Origin of the sequence: Mycobacterium gordonae, assembly GCF_001417955.2 — a bacterium.
Taxonomy (GTDB): domain Bacteria; phylum Actinomycetota; class Actinomycetes; order Mycobacteriales; family Mycobacteriaceae; genus Mycobacterium; species Mycobacterium gordonae_B.
In genome coordinates this window covers 26547-50545 of record NZ_LKTM01000002.1, presented here as the reverse complement: position 1 = coordinate 50545, position 23999 = coordinate 26547, and the positions used below count along the sequence as shown (strand labels likewise).

Annotated in this window: 6 protein-coding genes; 5 read left to right on the top strand and 1 reads right to left on the bottom strand. The window is 68.2% G+C overall.

Translation table 11 applies throughout. The features are described from left to right. Window positions 1–237: 237 nt before the first annotated feature. From pks2 (AO501_RS02300) to AO501_RS02280, 5 genes are all read left to right on the top strand, one after another. Entirely contained in the window at window positions 238–6543 is a 6306-nt protein-coding gene (gene pks2 / locus AO501_RS02300; protein ID WP_055576189.1) for a sulfolipid-1 biosynthesis phthioceranic/hydroxyphthioceranic acid synthase, read from the top strand. Window positions 6544–6982: 439 nt separating this feature from the next. Further along, window positions 6983–13270, top strand: a complete 6288-nt coding sequence (gene pks2, locus AO501_RS02295) for a sulfolipid-1 biosynthesis phthioceranic/hydroxyphthioceranic acid synthase (RefSeq protein WP_082658334.1) — start codon at window positions 6983–6985, stop codon at window positions 13268–13270. A gap of 55 nt (window positions 13271–13325) precedes the next feature. Next, window positions 13326–14771: a condensation domain-containing protein gene (locus AO501_RS02290; RefSeq protein WP_063892789.1), complete on the top strand. Its 1446-nt coding sequence runs from the start codon at window positions 13326–13328 to the stop codon at window positions 14769–14771. 879 nt (window positions 14772–15650) lie between these two features. Then, window positions 15651–21965, top strand: coding sequence for a sulfolipid-1 biosynthesis phthioceranic/hydroxyphthioceranic acid synthase (gene pks2 / locus AO501_RS02285; protein ID WP_269435161.1), 6315 nt, complete (start codon window positions 15651–15653; stop codon window positions 21963–21965). Further along, window positions 21962–23209, top strand: a complete 1248-nt coding sequence (locus tag AO501_RS02280; RefSeq protein WP_055576187.1) for a glycosyltransferase — start codon at window positions 21962–21964, stop codon at window positions 23207–23209. Before pks2 (AO501_RS02285) ends, AO501_RS02280 begins: the two co-directional genes overlap by 4 nt. Here the strand turns inward: AO501_RS02280 and AO501_RS02275 are convergent. Further along, window positions 23206–23976, bottom strand: coding sequence for a hypothetical protein (locus tag AO501_RS02275; RefSeq protein ID WP_055576186.1), 771 nt, complete (start codon window positions 23974–23976; stop codon window positions 23206–23208). The genes AO501_RS02280 and AO501_RS02275 overlap by 4 nt on opposite strands. Between the last annotated feature and the right edge of the window lie 23 nt (window positions 23977–23999).

Genomic DNA, 23999 nt, shown 5'->3' with positions numbered 1-23999 from the left:
CGACGCGGTGTGATTGACGTCACCTTGATCGAAAATTTTTGTACGTTCGCACGATTTTTCTACATGCGGCGAAGCGACCCGATACGCTTCTGATCGCGCCTGACTACGACGTAGGCGCCGGAGTGTGGGGGTCGGCGAGTGCGTCCGCTGCTGCGGGTTGGGGCGGCACGGAGCGGAGTTCGACACGAACTTGCCGAAGATGGCTTGAAGCGCGGGCTAAGGAGATGACGTACCACCGTGGAAAAAGCACGCGTTACGCCGGTTGCGGTCATTGGTCTGGCGTGCCGCCTGCCGGGTGGCATCAACTCACCTGAACAGCTCTGGCAGGCGTTGCTGCGCGGCGAGGACTTCGTCACCGAGGTACCGCTGGACCGCTGGGACATCGACGAGTACTACGACCCCGAACCCGGCGTGCCCGGGCGGTCCCACTGCAAGTGGGGCGCATTCATGGACAACCTCGGCGACTTCGACCCCGAATTCTTCGGCATCTCGGAACGGGAAGCCATCGCCATGGACCCCCAGCACCGACTGCTGCTGGAGACCTCCTGGGAGGCCATGGAACACGCCGGCCTGACCCCTACTCAGATGGCCGACTCGCTGACCGGTGTCTTCGTCGGTTTCACCCACGCCGACTACCAGTTCGTGCAGGCCGAGACCGGCGCCCTGGAAGGTCCGTACGGCAACACCGGCACCAACTCCTGCATGGCGTCGGGCCGGGTCTCCTACGCGCTGGGACTGCGCGGGCCTGCGGTCACCGTCGACACCGCCTGCTCGTCGGGATTGTTCGCCGCGCATCTGGCCGCCCGCAGCCTGAGCGAAGGTGAGAGTGACCTGGCTTTCGCCGGGGGCGTCTACGCGATGCTCGAACCCCGCCGCTTCGCCTCGGGTTCGGCCAACGGCATGCTCTCGCGCAGCGGCCGCTGCCACGCCTTCGACGTCGAGGCCGACGGGTTCGTCTCCGGTGAGGGCGCCGTCGTACTGCTGCTCAAGAGGCTGCCGGACGCGCAGCGCGACGGCGACCGGATCCTGGCCGTCATTCGCGGAACGGCAGCCAACCAGGACGGTCACACCGTCAATATCGTGACCCCCTCGGCCGACGCGCAGGAGGCCGTGTACCGGGCGGCGCTGGCGGCGGGCGGCGTCGACCCCGCCACCGTCGGCATGGTCGAGGCCCACGGCCCCGGCACCCCGGTGGGCGATCCGCTCGAATACGCCAGCCTGGCGGCGGTCTACGGCATCGACGGGCCCTGCGCGGTCGGGTCGGTGAAGACCAACTTCGGCCACACCCAGTCGACCGCCGGAGCACTGGGGCTGCTGAAAGCCATTCTGGCCGTGCAGCACGGCGTGGTGCCGCAGAACCTGCACTTCCAGACCATGCCCGACCAGATGGCCGAGATTGACACCAATCTCTTTATCCCGCAAGAAGTTACGCCGTGGCCGATCAGTGACACCGAAAAGCCCCGGCGGGCCGCGGTGTCCTCGTACGGCATGTCGGGCACGAACGTGCACGCCATCGTGGAACAGGCGCCGGCGCAGGCCCCTGTTGCCCAGACCGTGTCACCGGACGGCAGCACGGGACTTGAAGGCACGCTCGTCTTCCCGGTGTCGGCGAGTTCGGAGGAGGCGCTGCGCGAAACCGCGGGGCGGCTTGCCGACTGGATCGACTCGCAGCCGGATGTCGCGCTGGAAGACCTGGCCTACACCCTGGCGCGCCGCCGCGGTCACCGCACCGTGCGGACGGCTCTGCTGGCCGACACCGCCACGGAGCTGTCCGAGGCGCTGCGCGAGCTCGCCGGGGGCGAGCTGCCCCTTCCGCCTGCGGTCAGCCAGGATGACCGCAGGCCGGTGTGGGTGTTTTCCGGGCAGGGTTCGCAGTGGGCCGAGATGGGCAAGGACCTGTTGGCGACCGAGCCGGTGTTCGCCGACACGATCGCCGAGATCGAGCCGCTGATCGCCGCGGAGTCCGGCTTCTCGGTCACCGAGGCGATGACCGCCCCCGAGAAGGTCACCGGCATCGACCGCGTGCAGCCCACCCTGTTCGCCATGCAGGTCGCCCTGGCCGCCACCATGAAGCACTACGGCGTCACCCCCGGCGCGGTGATCGGGCACTCTCTCGGGGAGTCGGCGGCCTCCGTCGTCGCCGGCGCCCTGTCGCTGGAAGACGGCGTCAAGGTGATCTGCCGGCGCTCCAAGCTGATGACCCGCATCTCCGGCGCCGGCGCCATGGCATCGGTGGAACTTCCCGCCCAGCAAGTATTTTCGGAGTTGCTGGGCAGCGGCATCACGGATGTGACCGTCGCCGTCGTCGCCTCACCACAGTCCACCGTGATCGGCGGCGCCACCGACGCGGTGCGCGAGTTGATCGCGGCGTGGGAGGAGCGCGACGTGATGGCCCGCGAGGTGGCCGTCGACGTGGCCTCCCACTCCCCCCAGGTCGACCCGATCCTCGACGACCTGACCGAGGCCCTGGAAGAGATCAGCGCCCAGGAATTCGAGGTCCCCTACTACTCGTCGACCTCCTTCGACCCCCGCGAAGAGCCCTATTTCGACGCTTACTACTGGGCCGACAACCTGCGCCACACCGTGCGCTTCGCCGCCGCCGTCCAGGCCGCCCTCGAAGACGGCTTCCGGGTCTTCACCGAGCTGTCCCCGCACCCGCTGCTCACCCACGCCGTCGACCAGACCGCCCGCGGTATCGACATGACCGCCGCCGCCCTGGCATCCGTGCGCCGCGAGCAGCCCCTGCCGCACGGCCTGCGCGGCCTCATCGGCGACCTGTACGCCGCGGGCGCCGCGGTGGACTTCGCCGTGCTCTACCCGGGCGGCAACCTGGTGGAGACACCGCTGCCGGCGTGGACCCATCGCCGGCTGTTGCTCGAGGAGAGCACCGACCGGCTCGCGCACGCCAACACTGTGGCCGTGCATCCGCTGCTGGGCGCGCACGTGCGACTGCCCGAGGAGCCGGAGCGCCACGTCTGGCAGGGGGATGTCGGCACCGAAGCGCAGCCGTGGCTGGGCGACCACCAAATCCACCGTGCCGCAGCACTTCCCGGCGCGGCCTATTGCGAGATGGCGCTGGCCGCCGCCCGCACCGTCTTCGGTGACGACGCCGAAGTCCGCGACATCCGGTTCGAGAAGCTGCTGCTTCTCGACGAGGTGAGTCCCGTCGGGGCCACCGCGACGGTCGAGGCGCCCGGTGTCGTCCCGTTCCTGGTGGAGACCATGGAGAACGGAGCGAACGGCGAACGCTCCCGGCGCGCCTCGGCGATGCTGCATGCCGCAGACACCGACTCGGCACCGCCGGCCCCGCACGACATCGAGGCTCTGCTGGCATCGCACACCAACCCGGCCGACGGCGACGACCTTCGCCACGAGTTCGACAGTCGGGGGATCCAGTACGGTCCGGCATTCAGCGGCCTGACCGCGGCGCACGTCACCGAGGAAGCCGGTGACACCGTGCTGGCCGAGGTCGCCGTGCCCAGTTCGATCCGCGCGCAACAGGGCGCCTACGGGGTGCATCCCGCGCTGCTGGACGCCTGCTTCCAATCGGTGGCCGCGCACCCCGGCGTCGGCAACGCCGGAGTTGGTGGTCTGCTGCTGCCGCTGGGGGTCAGCCGGCTGCGCGCCTACGCTTCGGCCCGGCATGCCCGGTACTGCCTGACGACGGTGACCCCGGACGCGACCGGGGTGACCGCCGACATCGACATCCTCGACGAGCACGGCACTGTGCTGGTGGCGGTCCGCGGCCTGCAGATGGGCACCGGTGCATCGCCGGGCAGCGAACGCGACCGCGTACTGGCCGAGCGACTGCTGACCATCGAATGGCAACAGCGCGACTTGTCGGACAAGGCCGTGACCGAGCCCGGCAACTGGCTGCTCGTCAGCACGTCTGACGCCGCCGACATGATGGCGACTCAGCTGACCGACACGCTGAAGATGCACGATTCGGACAGCACGACGATCTCCTGGCTGCTGCATGACGATCACCAGGCCCAGGCCGCGGTGCTGCGCGAACAGCTCAGCGCCAACGCCTTCAGCGGCGTGGTCGTCCTCACCGCACCGAAGAGCGCGGACACGGAGGGCGGGAGCCCGGTCGATCGGGGCAGAGAGTACGTCGAGCACGTCGTGCGCATCGCGCGCGAACTGCCCGACATCGAGGGCCAGACCGCCCGCCTGTACGTCGTGACCCGCAACGCCCAGACGGTGCTGGCCGACGACTGCCCCAACCTGGAACAGGGCGGGCTGCGCGGCCTGCTGAGGGTGATCAGCGCCGAACACCCCCACCTCAAGGTCACCTACATCGACGTCGACGAACACACCGGCGCCGAGCAGGTGACCCGTCAACTGCTCCTCACCGAGTCCGAAGAAGACGAGACCGCCTGGCGCAACGACGAGTGGTACACCGCGCGCCTGAGCCCCACCCCACTCGGGCCCGACGAGCGTCAGACCACCGTGGTGGAACACGAGCACCAGGGCATGCGCCTGCAGATCCGTAATCCCGGCGATCTGCAGACGCTGGAGTTCGCCGCCTTCCAACGCGTCGCACCCGGTCCCGGCGAGGTCGAGGTCGCCGTCGGTGCGTCCAGCATCAACTTCGCCGATGTCCTCGTCACATTCGGCCGTTACCAGACCGCTGACGGACAGCAGCCTCAGCTGGGCACCGACTTCGCCGGGGTGGTGACGGCGGTGGGACCCGACGTCACCGACCTCAAAGTCGGCGACCGCGTCGGCGGCCTGTCGGCCAGCGGCTGCTGGGCAACCTTCGTCACCTGCGACGCACGCCTGGCCACCCCGATCCCCGACGCGCTGACCGACGCCCAGGCCGCCGCGATCACCACCGCCTCGGCCACGGCCTGGTACGGCCTGCAGGATCTGGCCCGCATCAGGGCCGGCGACAAGGTGCTGATCCATTCCGCGACCGGCGGAGTGGGCCAGGCCGCGATCGCGATCGCGCGTGCCGCCGGCGCCCAGATCTACGCCACCGCGGGCAGCGAGTCACGTCGGGAACTGCTGCGCGGCATGGGAATCGAGCACGTCTACGACTCCCGCAGCGTCGAGTTCGCCGAGCAGATCCGCAACGACACCGACGGCTACGGGGTGGACATCGTCCTCAACTCGGTGTTCGGCGCCGCCCAGTTGGCGGGGATCAAGCTCTTGGCTCGCGGCGGGCAGTTCGTCGAGATCGGCAAACGGGACATCTACGGTGACACCAAGCTCGGCCTCTACCCGTTCCGGCAGAACCTGTCGTTCCACGGTCTTGACCTGGGATTGCTGTCGGCCACCGACCCGGGAGCGGTTCGCGAGCTGTTGACCACGGTGTACAACGCGAGCGCCGAGGGCGTGCTGCCGATACCCGAGAGCACCAGTTACCCGCTGGCCGATGCGGCCACCGCGATCCGGGTGATGGGCGCGGCCGAGCACACCGGCAAGCTGATCCTCGAGGTGCCGCACGCCGGTCGCAGCAGCGTGGTGCTGCCACCTGAGCAATCACGGGCGTTCCGCAGCGACGGCGCCTACATCATCACCGGCGGTTTGGGTGGTCTCGGCCTGTTCCTCGCGGAGAAGATGGCTGCGGCCGGCGCCGGTCGCATCGTGCTCAGCTCACGCTCGGCCCCCAGCGAAAAGGCCTCGGAGACAATCGAATTGATCCGTTCGATCGGGTCCGACGTGGTCGTTGAGTGTGGCGACATCGCCGAGGCGGGCACCGCACCGCGACTGGTGTCCGCTGCGACCGCCACCGGTCTGCCGTTACGCGGGATCCTGCACGGGGCCGCGGTCGTCGAGGACGCCACCCTGCCGAATATCACCGACGAGCTCATCCAGCGCGACTGGGCACCGAAGGTGGACGGCGCCTGGCACCTGCACGAAGCGACCCAGGGACACGAACTCGACTGGTTCTGCTCCTTCTCCTCAGCGGCGGCGCTGGTGGGCTCGCCCGGTCAGGGCGCATACGCGGCCGCCAACAGCTGGCTGGACGCCTTCACCCACTGGCGGCGGGCGCAGGGTCTGCCAGCGACGTCGATCGCCTGGGGCGCATGGGAAGAGGTCGGTCGCGCCACGACGTTCGCCGAGCAGTCCGGTGAAGGCGAGGCCATCGGTGCCGACGAAGGCGCGTACGCGTTCGAGGCGTTGCTGCGTCACAACCGGGCATACACCGGTTATGCCCCGGTGATCGGCTCGCCCTGGCTCAGCGCCTTTGCTCAGCGCAGCCCGTTCGCCGAGTTGTTCAAATCCTCGAAGGGTCGCTCGGGCACCAACAAGCTCGTCGCGAAGCTCATGGAGCTTCCTGTCGAGGAGTGGCCCGGCCAGCTGCGGCGCGTGATATCCGAGGGTGTCAGCCTGATCCTGCGACGTGCCGTCGACCCGGACTGGGCGCTGTCGGAATACGGACTCGATTCGCTGGGCAACCTCGAGTTGCGCACCCACATCCAGACGGAGACCGGAGTACGGCTGACGTCCAACGAGATCACCACGGTTCGCGACCTGGCTGACCGGATTTCCGAAAGGCTCGCTGCCGCTCAGGATGTTCCGGCGTCCGCCTGACGGCCGACGGAAAACGGCTGATTGAGGAAATCACCCAGCTACCTAAATCGGCGCACCCGTCGAGGGTCCTTCACCATCACGGGGCAGGGAAAGGCGCAGCGGACCGCGCGGCGGCCGATCACCGCCCAACTAGCCCCCATGCGGCCATTGCAGGGCCATGGCCTGCTGTTTTACCGTTGCACTACGCCACAATGCGGTGCGGCGAGCTGATGTGATTGATGTCACCTCGGCTGATTATTTTTGTACGTTCGCACGATTTTTCTACATGCGACGAATCAATTGGTTACGCTTCTGAGCGCGCCCAACTATGTCGTTGGCGCCGAAATCTGGGGGTCGGTGTACGCGTCCATCGCTGCGGGCTGGGGCAGCGCGGACCGAAGTTCGACGAGAACATGCCGAAGAGGGTTCGAAGCGCGGGCTAAGGAGATGACGTACGACCGTGGAAAAGACACGCGTGCCCGTTGCGGTCATTGGTCTGGCGTGCCGGTTGCCGGGGGGCATCAATTCACCTGAACAGCTCTGGCAGGCGTTGCTGCGGGGCGAAGATTTCGTTACTGAGGTGCCGCTGGACCGCTGGGATGTCGACGAGTATTACGACCCCGAGCCTGGCGTGCCCGGTCGCTCCCACTGCAAGTGGGGCGCCTTCGTGGACAACATCGGCGACTTCGACCCCGAGTTCTTCGCGATCGCGGAGAAAGAAGCAGTGGCGATGGACCCCCAGCACCGCATGCTGCTGGAAACGTCCTGGGAAGCCATGGAACACGCCGGCCTCACCCCGGCGCAGCTGGCCGACACGCCCACTGGGGTGTTCATCGGCCTCAACCACGGCGACTACCAGTTCGTACAGGCCGAGACCGGCACCCTCGAAGGCCCGTACGGCAACACCGGCACCAACTCCTGCATGGCGTCGGGCCGGGTCTCCTACGCCCTGAGCCTGCGCGGGCCGTCGGTCACCGTCGACACCGCGTGCTCCTCGGGTTTGTTCGCCGCGCACCTTGCCTTCCGCAGCATCCAGGACGGCGAGAGCGACCTGGCTTTCACCGGCGGCGTGTACGCGATGCTCGAGCCGCGGCGCTTCGCCTCGGGTTCGGCCAACGGCATGCTCTCGCGCTCCGGCCGCTGCCACGCCTTCGACGTCGAGGCCGACGGGTTCGTCTCCGGCGAGGGCGCGGTCGTGCTGCTGCTCAAGCGGCTTGACCACGCGCAGCGCGATGGCGACCGGATCCTGGCCGTCATGCGCGGCACCGCGGCCAACCAGGACGGCCACACCGTCAACATCGTGACCCCGTCCGTCGACGCCCAAGAGGCCGTGTATCGCACCGCGCTGGACGCCGCCGACGTGGACCCCGACACCGTCGGCATGGTCGAAGCCCACGGCACCGGTACGCCGGTCGGCGACCCGGTCGAATTCGAGAGCCTGGCCGCGGTCTACGGCAATAACGGCCCGTGCGCCCTCGGGTCGGTGAAGACCAACTTCGGCCACACCCAGTCCACCGCCGGCGCGCTGGGGCTGATGAAGGCGGTGCTGGCCGTGCAGCACGGCGTGGTTCCGCAGAACCTGCACTTCAACACCATGCCGGACAAGATCGCCGCGATCGAGAGCAATCTTTTTGTGCCACAAGAGGTTACGCCGTGGCCGATCAGCGACGAGAACCAGCCGCGGCGCGCGGCGGTGTCGTCGTACGGCATGTCGGGCACCAACGTGCACGCCATTGTGGAACAAGCGCCCGCACCGGCCGGCCAAACCGTGTTGCCCGACGGCAGTACCGGGCTGGAAGGCGCCCTGCTCTTCCCGGTCTCGGCCAGTTCCGAGGAGGCGTTGCGTACGACCGCCGGCAGGCTCGCCGACTGGGTGGACGCCCAGGAAGATCTGGACATCTCCGACCTGGCCTACACGCTTGCCCGCCGTCGCAGTCACCGCCCGGTGCGCACCGCTGTGCTGGCCGCGACGGCCGACGAGCTGGGCGACGCGTTGCGCGCGGTGGCCGACGGTGAGACGCCGTACCCGCCCGCAGCCGGCCAGGACAAGCTGGGACCCGTCTGGGTGTTCTCGGGGCAGGGTTCGCAGTGGGCCGAGATGGGCAAGGACCTGTTGGCCACCGAGCCGGTGTTCGCCGACACGATCGCCGAGATCGAGCCGCTGATCGCCGCGGAGTCCGGCTTCTCGGTCACCGAGGCGATGACCGCCCCCGAGAAGGTCACCGGCATCGACCGCGTGCAGCCCACCCTGTTCGCCATGCAGGTCGCCCTGGCCGCCACCATGAAGCACTACGGCGTCACCCCCGGCGCGGTGATCGGGCACTCTCTCGGGGAGTCGGCGGCCTCCGTCGTCGCCGGCGCCCTGTCGCTGGAAGACGGCGTCAAGGTGATCTGCCGGCGCTCCAAGCTGATGACCCGCATCTCCGGCGCCGGCGCCATGGCATCGGTGGAACTTCCCGCCCAGCAAGTATTTTCGGAGTTGCTGGGCAGCGGCATCACGGATGTGACCGTCGCCGTCGTCGCCTCACCACAGTCCACCGTGATCGGCGGCGCCACCGACGCGGTGCGCGAGTTGATCGCGGCGTGGGAGGAGCGCGACGTGATGGCCCGCGAGGTGGCCGTCGACGTGGCCTCCCACTCCCCCCAGGTCGACCCGATCCTCGACGACCTGACCGAGGCCCTGGAAGAGATCAGCGCCCAGGAATTCGAGGTCCCCTACTACTCGTCGACCTCCTTCGACCCCCGCGAAGAGCCCTATTTCGACGCTTACTACTGGGCCGACAACCTGCGCCACACCGTGCGCTTCGCCGCCGCCGTCCAGGCCGCCCTCGAAGACGGCTTCCGGGTCTTCACCGAGCTGTCCCCGCACCCGCTGCTCACCCACGCCGTCGACCAGACCGCCCGCGGTATCGACATGACCGCCGCCGCCCTGGCATCCGTGCGCCGCGAGCAGCCCCTGCCGCACGGCCTGCGCGGCCTCATCGGCGACCTGTACGCCGCGGGCGCCGCGGTGGACTTCGCCGTGCTCTACCCGGGCGGGCGCCTGCTGGACGCGACGCTGCCGGCGTGGACCCATCGCCGGCTGATGCTGCTGGAAAGCACCGACCGCCTCGCGCACACCCACGCCCTCGCCGTGCATCCGCTGCTGGGCGCGCACGTGCGACTGCCCGAAGAGCCGGAGCGCCACGTCTGGCAGAGCGACATCGGCACCGAGGCTCTCCCCTGGCTCGCCGACCACCAGATTCACGGTGCCGCCGCGCTGCCCGGCGCCGCGTACTGCGAGATGGCGCTGACCGCGGCCCGCACTGTCCTGGGTGAGGCCGCCGAGGTCCGCGACGTGAAGTTCGAGCAGATGCTGCTGCTGGACGAGGAAACCTACGTCGGCGCCACCGCCACGGTCGAGGCGCCCGGGTTGGTCCCGTTCACGGTGGAGACCACCCAGGGCGGGGAGCGCTCGCGCCGGGCGTCGGCCGTGCTGCACGCCCTGAACGACGAAGAAGCCGCAGACCAGCCGGCACCGCGCGACATCGAGGCCCTGCTGGCCGCCCACCAGGTCGCGATCGCGGGTGACGATCTCCGGCTCGAGGCCGACCTGCGCGGCATCCAGTTCGGACCGGCTTTCGGTGGCCTGGCCGAGGCCTACACCGCCGAAACCGAAGAGACCGTGCTGGCCGAGGTTGGACTGCCCGGCTCGATCCGCTCACAGCAGGGCGGTTACGGGATTCACCCGGCGCTGTTGGACGCATGCTTCCAGTCCGTCGCCGCGCACCCGAGCGTCCGCACCGTCGGTAACGGCGGCCTGCTCCTGCCGTTGGGCGTCAGCCGGATCCGCTCGTACGGTCCAGCCCGCAACGCCCACTACTGCCTGACCACGGTGACCCCGGACGGCACCGGGGTGACCGCGGACATCGACGTCCTCGACGAACACGGCACCGTGCTGCTGGCGGTGCGCGGCCTGCAGATGGGCACCGGCGTCTCCCAGAACGGCGAACGCGACCGCGTCCTGGGCGAGCGACTGCTGACCATCGAATGGCAGCAGCACGAACTGCCCGAGAAGACGGTGACCGAGCCCGGCAACTGGCTGCTGATCAGCACCGCGGACACCACCGACATGGTGGCCACCCAGCTGACCGACGCCCTGAAGATGCACGACGCGCAGAGCACCACGATGTCCTGGCCGCTGCATGGTGACCACGACGCCGCGGCCGCGCGGCTGCGCGCTCAATTCGAATCCGGCGGCTTCTCAGGTTTAGTCGTGCTCACCGAACGGCAAAGCGGTACGGATGAGGATTCGATCGTCCGCGGCCAGGAGTACGTCAAGCTGGCGGTTCGCATCGCCCGCGAACTTCCCGAACTGGTAGGCCAATCGCCTCGGCTGTACGTGGTGACCCGCAACGCCCAGACGGTGCTGGCCGACGACTCCCCCAACCTCGAGCAGGGTGGGCTGCGCGGCCTGCTGCGGGTGATCGGTGCCGAGCACCCGAACCTGAAGGTCAGCTACATCGACCTACCGAACGAGCTTGGCGACCAGAGCGCCGAAAATGTGGCGCGCCAACTGTTGCTGGCCAGCGACGAAGACGAGACCGCCTGGCGCGACGACCAGTGGTACACCGCACGCCTGTACCCGACTCCGCTGCGGCCCGAAGAACGCCGCAACACCGTCATCGACCACCAGGAGGGGGGCATGCGGCTGCAGGTCCGTGTCCCCGGTGATCTGCAGACCATGGAGTTCACCGCCTTCGACCGGGTGCCTCCGGGCCCGAACGAGATCGAGGTCGCGGTCAGCGCGGCCAGCATCAACTTCGCCGACGTGCTGGCGGCCTACGGGCGTTGCCCGACCTTCGACGGCAAGCAGCCGCCACTCGGCCTCGATTTCGCGGGCGTGGTGACCGCGGTCGGTTCCGGCGTCACCGACCACAAGGTCGGCGACCACGTGGGCGGTCTGTCCCCGGACGGCTGCTGGTCAACTTTCGTCACGTGTGACGCTGGCCTGGCCGCCACATTGCCCGCCGGGCTGACCGACGCCCAGGCCGCGGCTGTCACCACCGCCTCGGCCACCGCCTGGTACGGCCTCGAGGAGCTGGCCCGGATCCGCTCCGGCGACAAGGTGCTCATCCACTCCGGCACCGGTGGGGTGGGCCAGGCCGCCATCGCGATCGCGCGCGCCGCCGGCGCCGAGATCTTCGCCACCGCCGGGAGCGAGCAGCGGCGGCAGATTCTGCGCGACATGGGTATCGAGCACGTCTATGACTCCCGCAGCACCGAGTTCGCCGACCAGATCCGCCGTGACACCGACGGCTACGGCGTCGACATCGTGCTGAACTCGGTGACCGGAGCGGCGCAACTGGCCGGGATCCGGCTGCTGGCCATGGGCGGACGGTTCGTCGAGATCGGCAAGCTGGACATCTACCAGGACACCAAAGTGGGCCTGTTCCCGTTCCGGCAGAATCTCGCCTTTTTCGGTGTCGACCTGGCATTGATGTCCCGGACGCACCCCGCGCAGGTCCGGGGACTGCTCGAGAAGGTTTACGAAAAGACCGCAAGCGGCGTGCTGCCGATGCCCGAGGCCACCCACTACCCGTTGGCCGAGGCGGCGACCGCGGTCCGGATCATGGGTGCGGCCGAGCACACCGGCAAGTTGATCCTCGACGTCCCGCACGCGGGCCGCAGCAGCGTCGTGCTTCCGCCCGAGCAGGCCCAGGTGTTCCGCGGCGACAGCTCATACATCATCACCGGTGGCCTCGGGGGTCTGGGACTATTCCTGGCCGAGAAGATCGCCGGCGCGGGGGCAGGCCGCATCGTGCTCACTTCGCGCTCGCAGCCCAGCCAGAAGGCGCTGGAGACCATCGAGATGATCCGCTCCATCGGCGCCGATGTCGTCGTGGAATGCGGCGACATCGCCGAACCCGGCACCGCACAGCGGCTGGTGTCCGCCGCCACCGCCACCGGCCTGCCGCTGCGCGGCGTGCTGCACGGAGCCGCGGTGGTCGAGGACGCGACGTTGCCCAATATCACCGAGGAACTCATCGAGCGCGACTGGGCACCCAAGGTGCGCGGCGCGTGGCATCTGCACGAAGCGACGCAGGGACACGAACTCGACTGGTTCTGCTCCTTCTCCTCTGCGGCAGCGCTGGCCGGTTCACCGGGGCAGGGAGCATATGCCGCGGCCAACAGCTGGCTGGACGCCTTCACCCTGTGGCGGCGCGCTCAGGGGCTACCGGCCACCTCGATCGCCTGGGGAGCCTGGGCCGAGATCGGCCGCGGCACTGACTTCGCCGAGACCTCGGGCGACGCGATCGAGCCGGAGGAAGGCGCCTACGCCTTCGAGGCACTGTTGCGGCACAACCGGCCGTACACCGGCTACGCCCCGGTCATCGGGTCGGCCTGGCTCACCGCCTTCGCCCAGCGCACTCCGTTCGCTGAGGCGTTCAAGTCCGCCGGCAAGGGCCGGTCGGGCGGCAGCAAGTTTTTGGCCGAACTCGCCGAGCTGGACCGCGAGGAATGGCCGGCCCGGCTGCGCCGGATGATCTCCGAGCAAGTGGGCCTGATTCTGCGCCGGTCTGTCGACGTCGACCGGCCGATTTCCGAGTTCGGCATGGACTCGCTGGGCAACCTGGAACTGCGCACCCATATCGAGTCAGAGGTGAAGATCCGCGTCACGACAACCGACATCACGACCGTTCGGGGCTTGGCAGATCACCTTTACGAGCAATTGACGTCAAAAGGCGACGCAGCAACACCTGTATGAGGTAGAAAAGACCAAGCGCCGCTGCTTGGCAGTCGGCAGAAATCGAGGAGGAAGCGTGATCATAGGCGGGGGATCAGCAGACGTCACTCTCGGCGTAGGAATCGTCTACGACTGGGAGCCCGGCCCAGGTTCGGTTGTCACCTGGCAGCCAACGCCGGCATCACGTGCGAAAGCCGCAAAAGCGCCGGTGGTAGATGTGCCGCCCAGTTCCATGCAGGCCGGCCATTTGCGCGGTTATGTGGAATTCGGTGAACGTGGCCTCGATTACTCCCGGCTCGTAATGGGCTCCTGGGAGATTCCGGGCAAGTGCGATATCCGGACCATGACGCACGTCATCAATGCGCACGCGCGGCGGCACGAAACGTACCGCAGCTGGTTCGAATACAATGGCCCCAAGGACATTGTTCGGCACAAGATTCAGAACCCGCGCGACATTCAACTGGCTCCGGTCCAGCATGGCGAAATGACCCAGGCGGAATGGCGCGAACTGGTTGTCTCCACGCCGCCGCCGCTGGAATGGGACTGCTTCCGCTTCGGTCTGATTCAGCACGAGAACCACTGCTCGCTGTTTGCGATCGTCGACCACCTGCATTGCGACCCGGCCGTGGTTTCCTCGCTCTACGTCGAAATCCTGACCAACTACCGCGCATTGCTCGAGGGCAAACCGCCGCTGGTCATGCCGGAGCCGGGCAGCCACGACAATTTCTGCCTTCGCGAGGCGAAGATCTCGGCCGAAGCGACTCTGGACACTCCCGAGGTCCGCAAATGGATCGACTTCGCCGAGAACAACGGAGGCGGCCTGCCGGAGTTCCCGTTGCCGCTGGGTGAGCAGTCGCACGCTTGCGGTGGCGACATCATGATCGAGAAGTTGATGACTCCGCAGCAAACGGCAAAGTTCGAGGCGACCTGCATGGCGGCGAACGCCCGCTTCAGCGGTGGCCTGTTCGGCTGCGTCGCATTGGCGCACTACGAATTGACCGGCCAGGAAACGTACAACGGCATGACTCCGGTCGACAAGCGGAATTCCCCCGAGGAGTACCTGTCGATGGGCTGGTTCACCGGTGCGGTGCCTTTCACCGTCGCCATCGACCCGAATTCCTTCGAAGAGACCGCTCGCTCCACTCAGGCCTCATTCGACGACAACATGGACATGGCGAACGTGCCGTACGAGCGTGTTCTGGAATTGGCGCCCTGGCTCAAGCGGAATTCATCGCAGTTCTTCATGACGAACTACATGGACGCCGGCCTGCCGCCCCTTTCCGCCGTGGTCGCCACCGCTTTGAAGGGTGCAAATGCGACGGCTTACAACGACGGCCGTAACCCCGCTTATCTGTACTTCTCGGTGATCCGGCTTTTCGACGAGGTTTCCATCATGGTGAACTTCCCGAACAACCCGGTCGCTCGCGAATCGGTGACTCGTTACCTCGAGGTTCTCAAGTCGGTGTTCGCGCGCGCCTGCGAGGGTCAGTACGCAAAGGCCGCTGTTCAGCTGGCGCAATAAGCCCTTTGTTTTGCGGCCCCGTCCTTCGGAGTGATCCGAATGGCGGGGCCGCAAAACGAAAAGGGTGTGGAACAAGAACCGCATTCGAGCGCCAGAAATAAGCCGAATTGCACGCACAAAAATAGAAATGCCGCGAGCTTCAAGAGAAACCTCAGCAACAATCCCGTAGTAGCGCCGCGCCTGCTGGCAGGCTGCGGTACTGAGAATCGAAGTGTATGCCGCCGCGGGGAGGCGCGTGGGCGGTTTCGCAAAATCCGCTCAACTCCGCCCGCCTCCACCAGCCTGATCGGCGTCTGTGTCACGCCCGCGCAACTACCCGGTAGCTACGTTTTCCGGACGGGTGCATACAGCGGTTCCTCCTTACGAACAGAGGTGTGGCGTCGGAGCCGACCTCCGTGAAGTCAAGGCCCGAGGACCCGCTTCGACCGTCGGCGCGGGCGCTCGCGCGCGAAGCGCCGAACCACACTCCGGGACGGCCCTGAGGCGCGCCAGATCGCGGATCTTACGCTGTTGAGCAGCGATTTTGAGCCGCCAGGCAGCGTTGCGGGACGCTGTCGGACACGCCCTCGCCACGCACCCGGCCCGCTGATTCGAGCGCCTTGCCCGACTCGGCCGCGGTGGCCGAGCGGCTCCCGGCGCCCGCGTGAAGATACGCACAATTCTTGTACGTCTGCACGATTTTTCCACATCGACCGAGCAAACCGGATACGCTGCGATCACCTCACGAATGTGAGGTTGGCTTCGGCGCGGGGGCAGGGCTTGGTCGACGGGTTCGCTCGCTCGCGCAGCGCAGCGGCGCCCCGCAAAGCGAATGAGATTCGAGCTGATCGCTGGGAAAAGCTGAACCGAAGCCCGGTGGTACGCGCGGGGTATGGAGAGGTGAAAGACGTGGACAGGACGGGTGTCACTCCGGTTGCCGTCATCGGTATGGCGTGCAGACTGCCGGGAGGCATCGACTCCCCGGAACGGTTGTGGGAAGCGTTGCTACGCGGCGACGACTTCGTCACCGAGGTTCCCTCCCACCGCTGGGACGTCGAGGAGTTCTACGACCCGGAGCCCGGCGTCCCGGGCCGGACGGTCTGTAAATGGGGCGCTTTCCTGGACGACGTCGCCGACTTCGACCCGGAGTTCTTCGGCATCACCGAGCGCGAAGCGACCGAGATGGACCCGCAGCACCGCCTGCTGCTGCAGACGTCCTGGGAGGCGATGGAACACGCCGGCCTCACCCGCGATGCGCTGACCGCCGTCCAGACCGGCGTTTTCGTCGGCCTGATGCACGACGACTACCTGTTCATGCATGCCGATGCCGACACCCTGAGCGGCCCTTACGGCTACATGGGCAACAGTTTCGCGATGGGGTCCGGCCGGGTCTCCTACGCAATGGGCCTCAGCGGTCCGGCGATGACCGTTGACACCGCGTGCTCGTCAGGCCTGTCGGCCATTCACCTGGCATGCCAGAGCCTGCACGACGGCGAGAGTGACATCGCGCTGGCCGGCGGCGCTTCGGTGACGCTGGAGCCCCGCAAGGCCGCGTCGGGTTCGGCCATCGGAATGTTGTCCGCCACCGGGCACTGCCACGCGTTCGACGTGAACGCCGACGGCTTCGTATCGGGCGAGGGCGCGGTCATGCTGCTGCTCAAGCGCCTCGAGGATGCCCAGCGCGACGGTGACCGGATCCTGGCGGTGATCCGCGGCACCGCGGCCAACCAGGACGGCCGCACCGTCAACATCGTGACGCCGTCGCTGCCCGCGCAGGTCGCGGCGTACCGCGCGGCGCTGGCCGCCGGCGACGTCGACCCGACCACCATCGGCATGGTCGAAGCACACGGCACCGGCACCCCGATCGGCGACCCCATCGAATACGCCAGCCTCGCCGAGGTCTACGGCACCACCCGACCGTGCGCCCTGGCGTCGGTGAAGACCAACTTCGGGCACACCCAGTCGGCGGCCGGCGCGCTGGGCATGATGAAAGCGGTGCTGGCGGTGCAGCACGGCGTGATCCCGCAGAACCTGCATTTCACCAAGCTGCCCGAGAAGTTCGCCGAGATCGAAACCAATCTTTTTGTCCCACAGGACAATACGCCTTGGCCCGGTGGCGATGACGCGGCACCGCGCCGGGCCGCTGTGTCGTCGTACGGATTCTCGGGCACCAACGTGCACGCCGTGATCGAACAGGCACCGGAGCCGCAGTCGCCCAAGACCGTCGAGCCGGACGGCGCCACCGCCCTGCAGGGCGCACTGATCTTCCCGATCTCGGCGAGCTCCGAAGACGGACTGCACCAGACGGCGACCCGGCTGGCCGACTGGGTGGACGCCCAGGAGGAGCTGGACATCCGGGACCTGGCCTACACGCTGGCCCGCCGGCGTACCCCGCGCGCGGTACGCGCCACCGTCCTGGCCGACAGCCGTGCGCAGCTGGTCGAAGGACTGCGTGAGGTCGCCAGGGGCGAGGTGCCCTACCCACCGGCCACCGGGCAGGACGACAAGGGCCCGGTCTGGGTGTTCTCCGGGCAGGGATCGCAGTGGGCCGAGATGGGCAAGGACCTGCTGGCCACCGAGCCGGTGTTCGCCGCCAAGGTCGCCGAGATCGAACCGCTGATCGCCGCGGAGTCCGGCTTCTCGGTCACCGAGGCGATGACCGCCCCCGAGAAGGTCACCGGAATCGACCGCGTGCAACCCACGATCTTCGCCATGCAGGTGGCGCTGGCCGCGGCGATGAAGTCCTACGGCGCCAACCCCGGTGCGGTCATCGGGCACTCGCTGGGCGAGTCCGCCGCCTCCGTCGTCGCCGGCGCGTTGTCGCTGGAAGACGGTGTCAAGGTGATCTGCCGGCGCTCCAAGTTGATGACCCGCATCTCCGGCGCGGGCGCCATGGCATCGGTGGAATTGCCCGCCGAGGAAGTAATCACCCAGCTGGTGGCGCGCGGTGTCAGCGACGTCGTAGTGGCGGTGGTGGCCTCGCCGCAGTCCACCGTGATCGGCGGCGACACCCAGTCCGTACGCGACCTGGTCGCCACCTGGGAAGAACGCGGCGTGATGGCCCGCGAAGTGGCCGTGGACGTCGCCTCGCATTCGCCGCAGGTCGACCCGATCCTCGACGAGCTCTATGAGGTGCTGGCCGACATCGAGCCGCTGGAGCCGGAGGTGGCCTACTACTCGGCCACCTCGTTCGACCCGCGCGAGGAACCGTACTGCGACGCCGGCTACTGGGCCGACAACCTGCGCCACACCGTGCGCTTCGCCGCCGCGGTCCAGGCCGCGCTGGAGGATGACTTCCGGGTGTTCACCGAGTTGTCCCCGCACCCGCTGCTGACGAACGCCGTGGACCAGACCGCACGCAGCCTGGACAAGGCGGCCGCCGCGCTGGCGAGCATGCGCCGCGAGCAGCCACTGCCGCATGGCCTGCGTGGGCTGCTGGGCGACCTGTATGCCGCGGGCGCCGCCCTCGATTGGGCCGTGCTCTACCCCGATGGACGCCTGCTGGACGCGCCGCTGCCCACCTGGAGTCAGCGGTCGCTGTTCCTGGCCACCAGCGGTCTGGACTCGGTGGCGCGCCGCAGCGCGCTGGTGCCCGCGCATCCCCTGATGGGCGTGCACGTGCGGCTTCCCGAGGAACCGGAGCGCCACGTGTGGCAGGGCGAGGTCGGCACCGACGCGCTGCCCTGGCTGGGTGACCACCAGATCCGTAACGCCGACGTGCTGCCCGGCGCCGCCTACTGCGAGATGGCGCTGGTCGCGGCCCGCACCGTCCTCGGCGAGGCGGCGGAGGTGCGCGACCTGCGCTTCGAGCAGTCGCTGCCGCTGGACAAGCAGACGCCGGTCGGCATCACCGCGACATTCCAGGGCCCCGACGTCGTCGACTTCACCGTGGAGAGCAACCGCGAAGGGCGCTACGAGCGGCAGGCCACCGCGGTGCTGCACGCGGCCGACCCGGCGGACCAGCCATCCGCCCTGAACCTGAGCGAGCTGCTGGCAAACCACCCGCGTCCGGTGGACGGCGACGACATCCGCAAGTGGATGGACAGGCGCGGCCACCGGCTGGGACCGGCATTCGCAGGCCTCGGCGGAGCGCACATCGCCGAGAACGCCGGCAACACGGTACTGGCGGAGGTTTCGCTGCCGGGTCCGCTGCGCCCGCAGCAAGGCACCTACGGCCTGGTTCACCCGGCGCTGCTGGATGCCTGCTTCCAGGCGGTCGCCGCCCATCCCAGTGTCGGCAGCGCACTCAACGGTGGCCTGCTGCTGCCGTTGAGCATCCGCAGGCTGCGCGCCTACGGCTCGGCACGGCACGCGCGTTACTGCTACGCGACGGTGACCGCGTGCGGCGCCGGCGGCGTGGAAGCCGACCTGGACATCGTCGACGAGAACGGCACCGTGCTGATGACGGTGCGCGGCCTGCAGCTGGGCACCGGGGCTTCCCCGGACAGCGAGCGCGACCGGGTCCTGGGCGAGCGGCTGCTGACCGTCGAGTGGCAACCGCGCGAGCTACCCGACGCCACGGTCACCGAACCCGGCAACTGGCTGCTGGTCACCACCTCCGATGCCGCGGACCTGACGGCGACGGCGCTGACCGACGCGCTGAAGGTGCACGACGCGCAGGCGACCACGCTGTTCTGGCCGTTCGGCGGCGACCACGCCGCGCACGCCGAGCAGCTGCGCACGCAACTGCAGGAGGGCGCGTTCCACGGGGTGGTGCTGGTCACCGCGCCGCAGCAGAACGCCGTCAACGAGTCCGGCGACCGGGGCGGGCAGTACGTCGAGCACGTGGTGCGCATCGCCCGGGAGCTGCCGGACCTGCTGGGCTCGCCGCCGCGGCTATATGCATTGACGCGCAATGCCCAGACGGTGCTGCCCGAGGATCAGGCCAACCTCGAGCAGGGCGGCCTGCGTGGCCTGCTGCGGGTGATCAGCTCGGAGAACCCGCAGTTGAAGGTCAGTTACATAGACCTGCCGAACGACCTTGGCGAACAGGGTGCCGACCAGGTGGCGCGGCAGTTGCTGCAGAACACCGCCGAGGACGAGACCGCGTGGCGCAACGACGAGTGGTACACCGCGCGGATGCTGCCCACTCCCCTGCAGCCCGAGGAGCGCCGGTCCACTGTCGTCGATCACGCCGACGCCGGCATGCGCCTGCAGATCCGCACTCCCGGGGACCTGGAGACGCTCGAGTTCGCCGCGTTCGACCGGGTGCCGCCGGGGCCGACCGAGATCGAGGTTGCGGTCAGCGCGTCCAGCATCAACTTCGCCGACGTGCTGGCCACCTTCGGCCGCTACCAGACCTTCGACGGTCGAATCCCCGACCTGGGTCTCGACTTCGGCGGCGTGGTGACTGCGGTCGGCTCTGAGGTCACCGACCTCAAGGTCGGCGACCATGTCGCCGGGTTGTCCACCAACGGGTGCTGGGCGACCTTCGTCACGTGCGACGCTCGCCTGGCGGCAGCCGTGCCGCACGGCGTGACCGACGCCGAGGCGGCCGCGGCGACCACCGCGTACGCCACCGCCTGGTACGGCCTGACGGACCTGGCCCGGATCCGGTCCGGGGACAAGGTGCTGATCCACTCGGCCACGGGTGGAGTCGGCCAGGCAGCCATCGCCATCGCACGCACGGCCGGGGCGCAGATCTTCGCCACGGCAGGCAGCCCGGAGCGCCGGGAGAAGTTGCGCGCCATGGGAATCGAGCATGTCTACGACTCCCGCGACACCGAGTTCGCCGAACAGATCCGCCACGACACCGACGGCTACGGCGTGGACATCGTGCTCAACTCGCTGACCGGCGCCGCTCAGCAGGCCGGGATCAAGCTGCTCGCCCTCGGCGGACGCTTCATCGAGATCGGCAAGCGTGACATCTACTCCAACACCCGGCTGGAGTTGTTCCCCTTCCGGCAGAACCTCGCGTTCCACGGTGTCGACCTGGCCCTGATGGCCGAGAGCCACCCGGCGCAGGTGCACGAGCTGCTGAGCACCGTCTATCAGCAGATCGCCGACGGCGTGCTGCCGACGCCGGAAGTCACCCACTACCCGATGGCCGACGCGGCCACCGCGATCCGGGTGATGAGCGCGGCCGAGCACACCGGCAAGCTGGTGCTCGACGTCCCGCACGTCGGGCGCAGCAGCGTGGTGATGCCGCCCGAGCAGGCGCCGGTCTTCCGGGGCGACGGTTCCTACATCATCACCGGCGGTCTCGGCGGTCTCGGCCTGTTCCTGGCAGAGAAGATGGCCAGCGCCGGCGCCGGCCGGATCGTCCTGACCTCACGCTCCCAGCCCAACCAAAAGGCTTTGGAGACAATCGAGTTGGTCCGGTCGATCGGATCCGACGTGGTAGTGGAGTGCGGCGACATCGCCGAAGCCGGTACGGCGGAGAAGCTGGTGGCCACCGCCACGGCAACGGGTCTGCCGCTGCGCGGGGTGTTGCACGCCGCCGCCGTGGTCGAAGACGCCACATTGCCGAACATCACCGAGGAACTCATCCGCCGGGACTGGGCGCCCAAGGTGCACGGTGCGTGGAACCTGCATGAAGCCCTGCAAGAGATGGAAGCGGATCAGCCGCTGGACTGGTTCTGCTCGTTCTCCTCGGCGGCAGCCTTGGTCGGGTCACCCGGTCAGGGCGCGTATGCGGCGGCCAACAGCTGGCTGGACGCCTTCACCCACTGGCGGCGGGCCCAGGGCCTGCCGGCCACCTCGATCGCCTGGGGACCGTGGGGTGAGATCGGCCGCGCCACCTCGTTCGCCGAGGCGGCCGGCGACGCCATCCAGCCGGAGGAGGGCGCCTATGCATTCGAGGCGCTGCTGCGGCACAACCGCGCCTACACCGGCTACGCCCCCATCATCGGATCGCCGTGGCTGAACGCGTTCGCGCAGCACAGTCCGTTCGCGGAGGCGTTCAAGGCAACGGTGAAGCACGGCGGGAACAGCAAGTTCCTCAGCGAGTTGGACAAGCTGCCGCAGGAGGAGTGGCCGGCTCGGTTGCGGCGCATGGTCTCCGAGCAGATCGGACTGATTCTGCGCCGGACCATCGACGTCGACAAGATGCTGACCGAGTACGGCCTGGATTCGCTGAGCAGCCAGGAGCTGCGCACCCGCATCGAGTCCGAGACGGGTGTGCGCATCACCGCCACCAACATCAACACCACGGTGCGCAGCCTGGCCGACCTGCTGTACGAGGAGCTGGCGGGGGAAGCAGTCGCATCGGCGTGAAGTTCGTACTGGCAGTCCACGGGACCCGGGGCGACGTCGAACCCTGCGCCGCCGTCGGCATGGAGTTACAGCGGCGCGGCCACGACGTGCGAATGGCGGTGCCACCCAACCTGATCGGGTTCGTCGAAGCGGCGGGCCTGAGCGGCGTGGCGTACGGGCCGGACTCCGGGATCCAGATCAACCAGGTCGCGGCATTCGTCCGTAACCTCACCAAGGCGCAGAACCCGCTCAACCTGGCGCAGGCCGGCAAGGAGCTGTTCGTCGAGGGCTGGGCGGAGATGGGTGCGACGCTGGCCGAGCTGGCCGAGGGTGCCGACCTACTGATGACGGGGCAGACCTATCACGGCGTCGTCGCGAATGTCGCTGAGTACCATGACATTCCGCTGGCGGCGCTGCATCACTTCCCGATGCACGTCAACGGGCAGGTCGGCATCCCGTCGCTACCGCTGCCCGGCCCGGTGGTGCGCACCGTCGCCAAGGCGTCCTGGCGGCTGTACTCGTACACCACCGGTGACGCCGATCGCACCCAGCGCCGCGAGCTGGGCCTGTCCCCCACCTCGGTCCCGGCGCTGCAGCGGATCGTGGGTCGCGGCGCACCCGAGATCCAGGCCTACGACCCCGCACTGTTCCCCGGGATCGCGCAGGAGTGGAAAGTGCGGCGGCCCTTCGTCGGTGCGCTGTCGATGCGGTTGCACACCGAGCCCAACGCGGAATTGGACGACTGGATCGCAGCGGGTAGTCCCCCGATCTATTTCGGATTCGGCAGCACCCCGGTGCAGTCGCCCGCCGAGACGGTCGAGATGATCGCCGACGTATGCGCCGAGTTGGGCGAACGCGCGCTGGTGTACGCCCCCGTCGGCGCGACGCTCGCCGTCCAGCCTGAGCACGTCAAACTTGTTGGGCTGGTCGACTATTCGACGGTGCTGCCGCGGTGCCGCGCGGTGGTGCACCACGGCGGGGCCGGCACCACCGCCGCCGGCCTGCGCGCCGGGATGCCCACGTTCATCCTGTGGGACGTCGCCGATCAACCGATCTGGGCGGCCGCGGTGCAACGCGTGAAGGTCGGTACCGCAAAGCGTTTCGCGCACGTCAACCGCAAGTCGCTGTTGCGCGGTGTGAAGACCATCCTGCAGCCGGATTACGCCGCCCGCGCCCGCGAGATATCAACGCGGATGAGCGATCCCGCCGATGCCGTCGCCACGGCCGCCGATCTGCTGGAAGAGGCGGTACGCGTCAGCGCTTAGCAGCTGGTGGTGCAGTTGAGCGGAAAAGACTTGTACCACTTACGCCGGTGCGCCGCGCCCATCTCCCGCAAGATGCCCATCGCGGCAGGCCAGCCGTGAGTCCGGCTCAAACCGCGGATCATCGATGCGCTCGCGCCGTACTGGTAGCGGCGGCCGCCGAAATGAGTGTTGGCCGTCTTGCGCCCGAAGTGGTTGATGTACGCCATTTCGGTTGTGTACAGACCGAATCCAGCCTTACGTGCCCGCAGTGCCAGGTCGAGATCGAGCCCCCACCCGTAACGGCCGAACGTGGTCAGATCCATGCCGCCCACGGCATCCCAACACTGACGAGACATCACCAGGGCGGTACCTTCGATCGCGGGAACCACACGATACAGCGGTCGCGGCGTGTAGCTCTCGGCGTCCGGCTTCTCATCGGTAACCGAGTACGGAAATCCCAGATCGAACATCGGCCCCACGATTCCCACATCGGCCGGGAGCCGCGGGTCGAGCAGAGCGTCAACGAATCCCTTGGAGATGCGGGTGTCGTTGTTGAGCGTCATAGCGTGGGAGTAGCCCTCGGAGAAGGCAATTCGAAATCCCAGTTCGCTGCCGCCGGCCCAGCCCAGGTTTTCACCGGGAACGTTGACACGTTCATTGCCGATCTTGGGATAGTCGCCGCGGTTGTCGACGATCAGGTAGTCGGCGCCCTCCCGTTCCAAGTCGGCTACGAGTGCATGCGTGTACTCGTGCTGACCGAATACCGGCACCGTAATCAGTAGGGACACAGGCGAAGCCTACACCGGCAGCC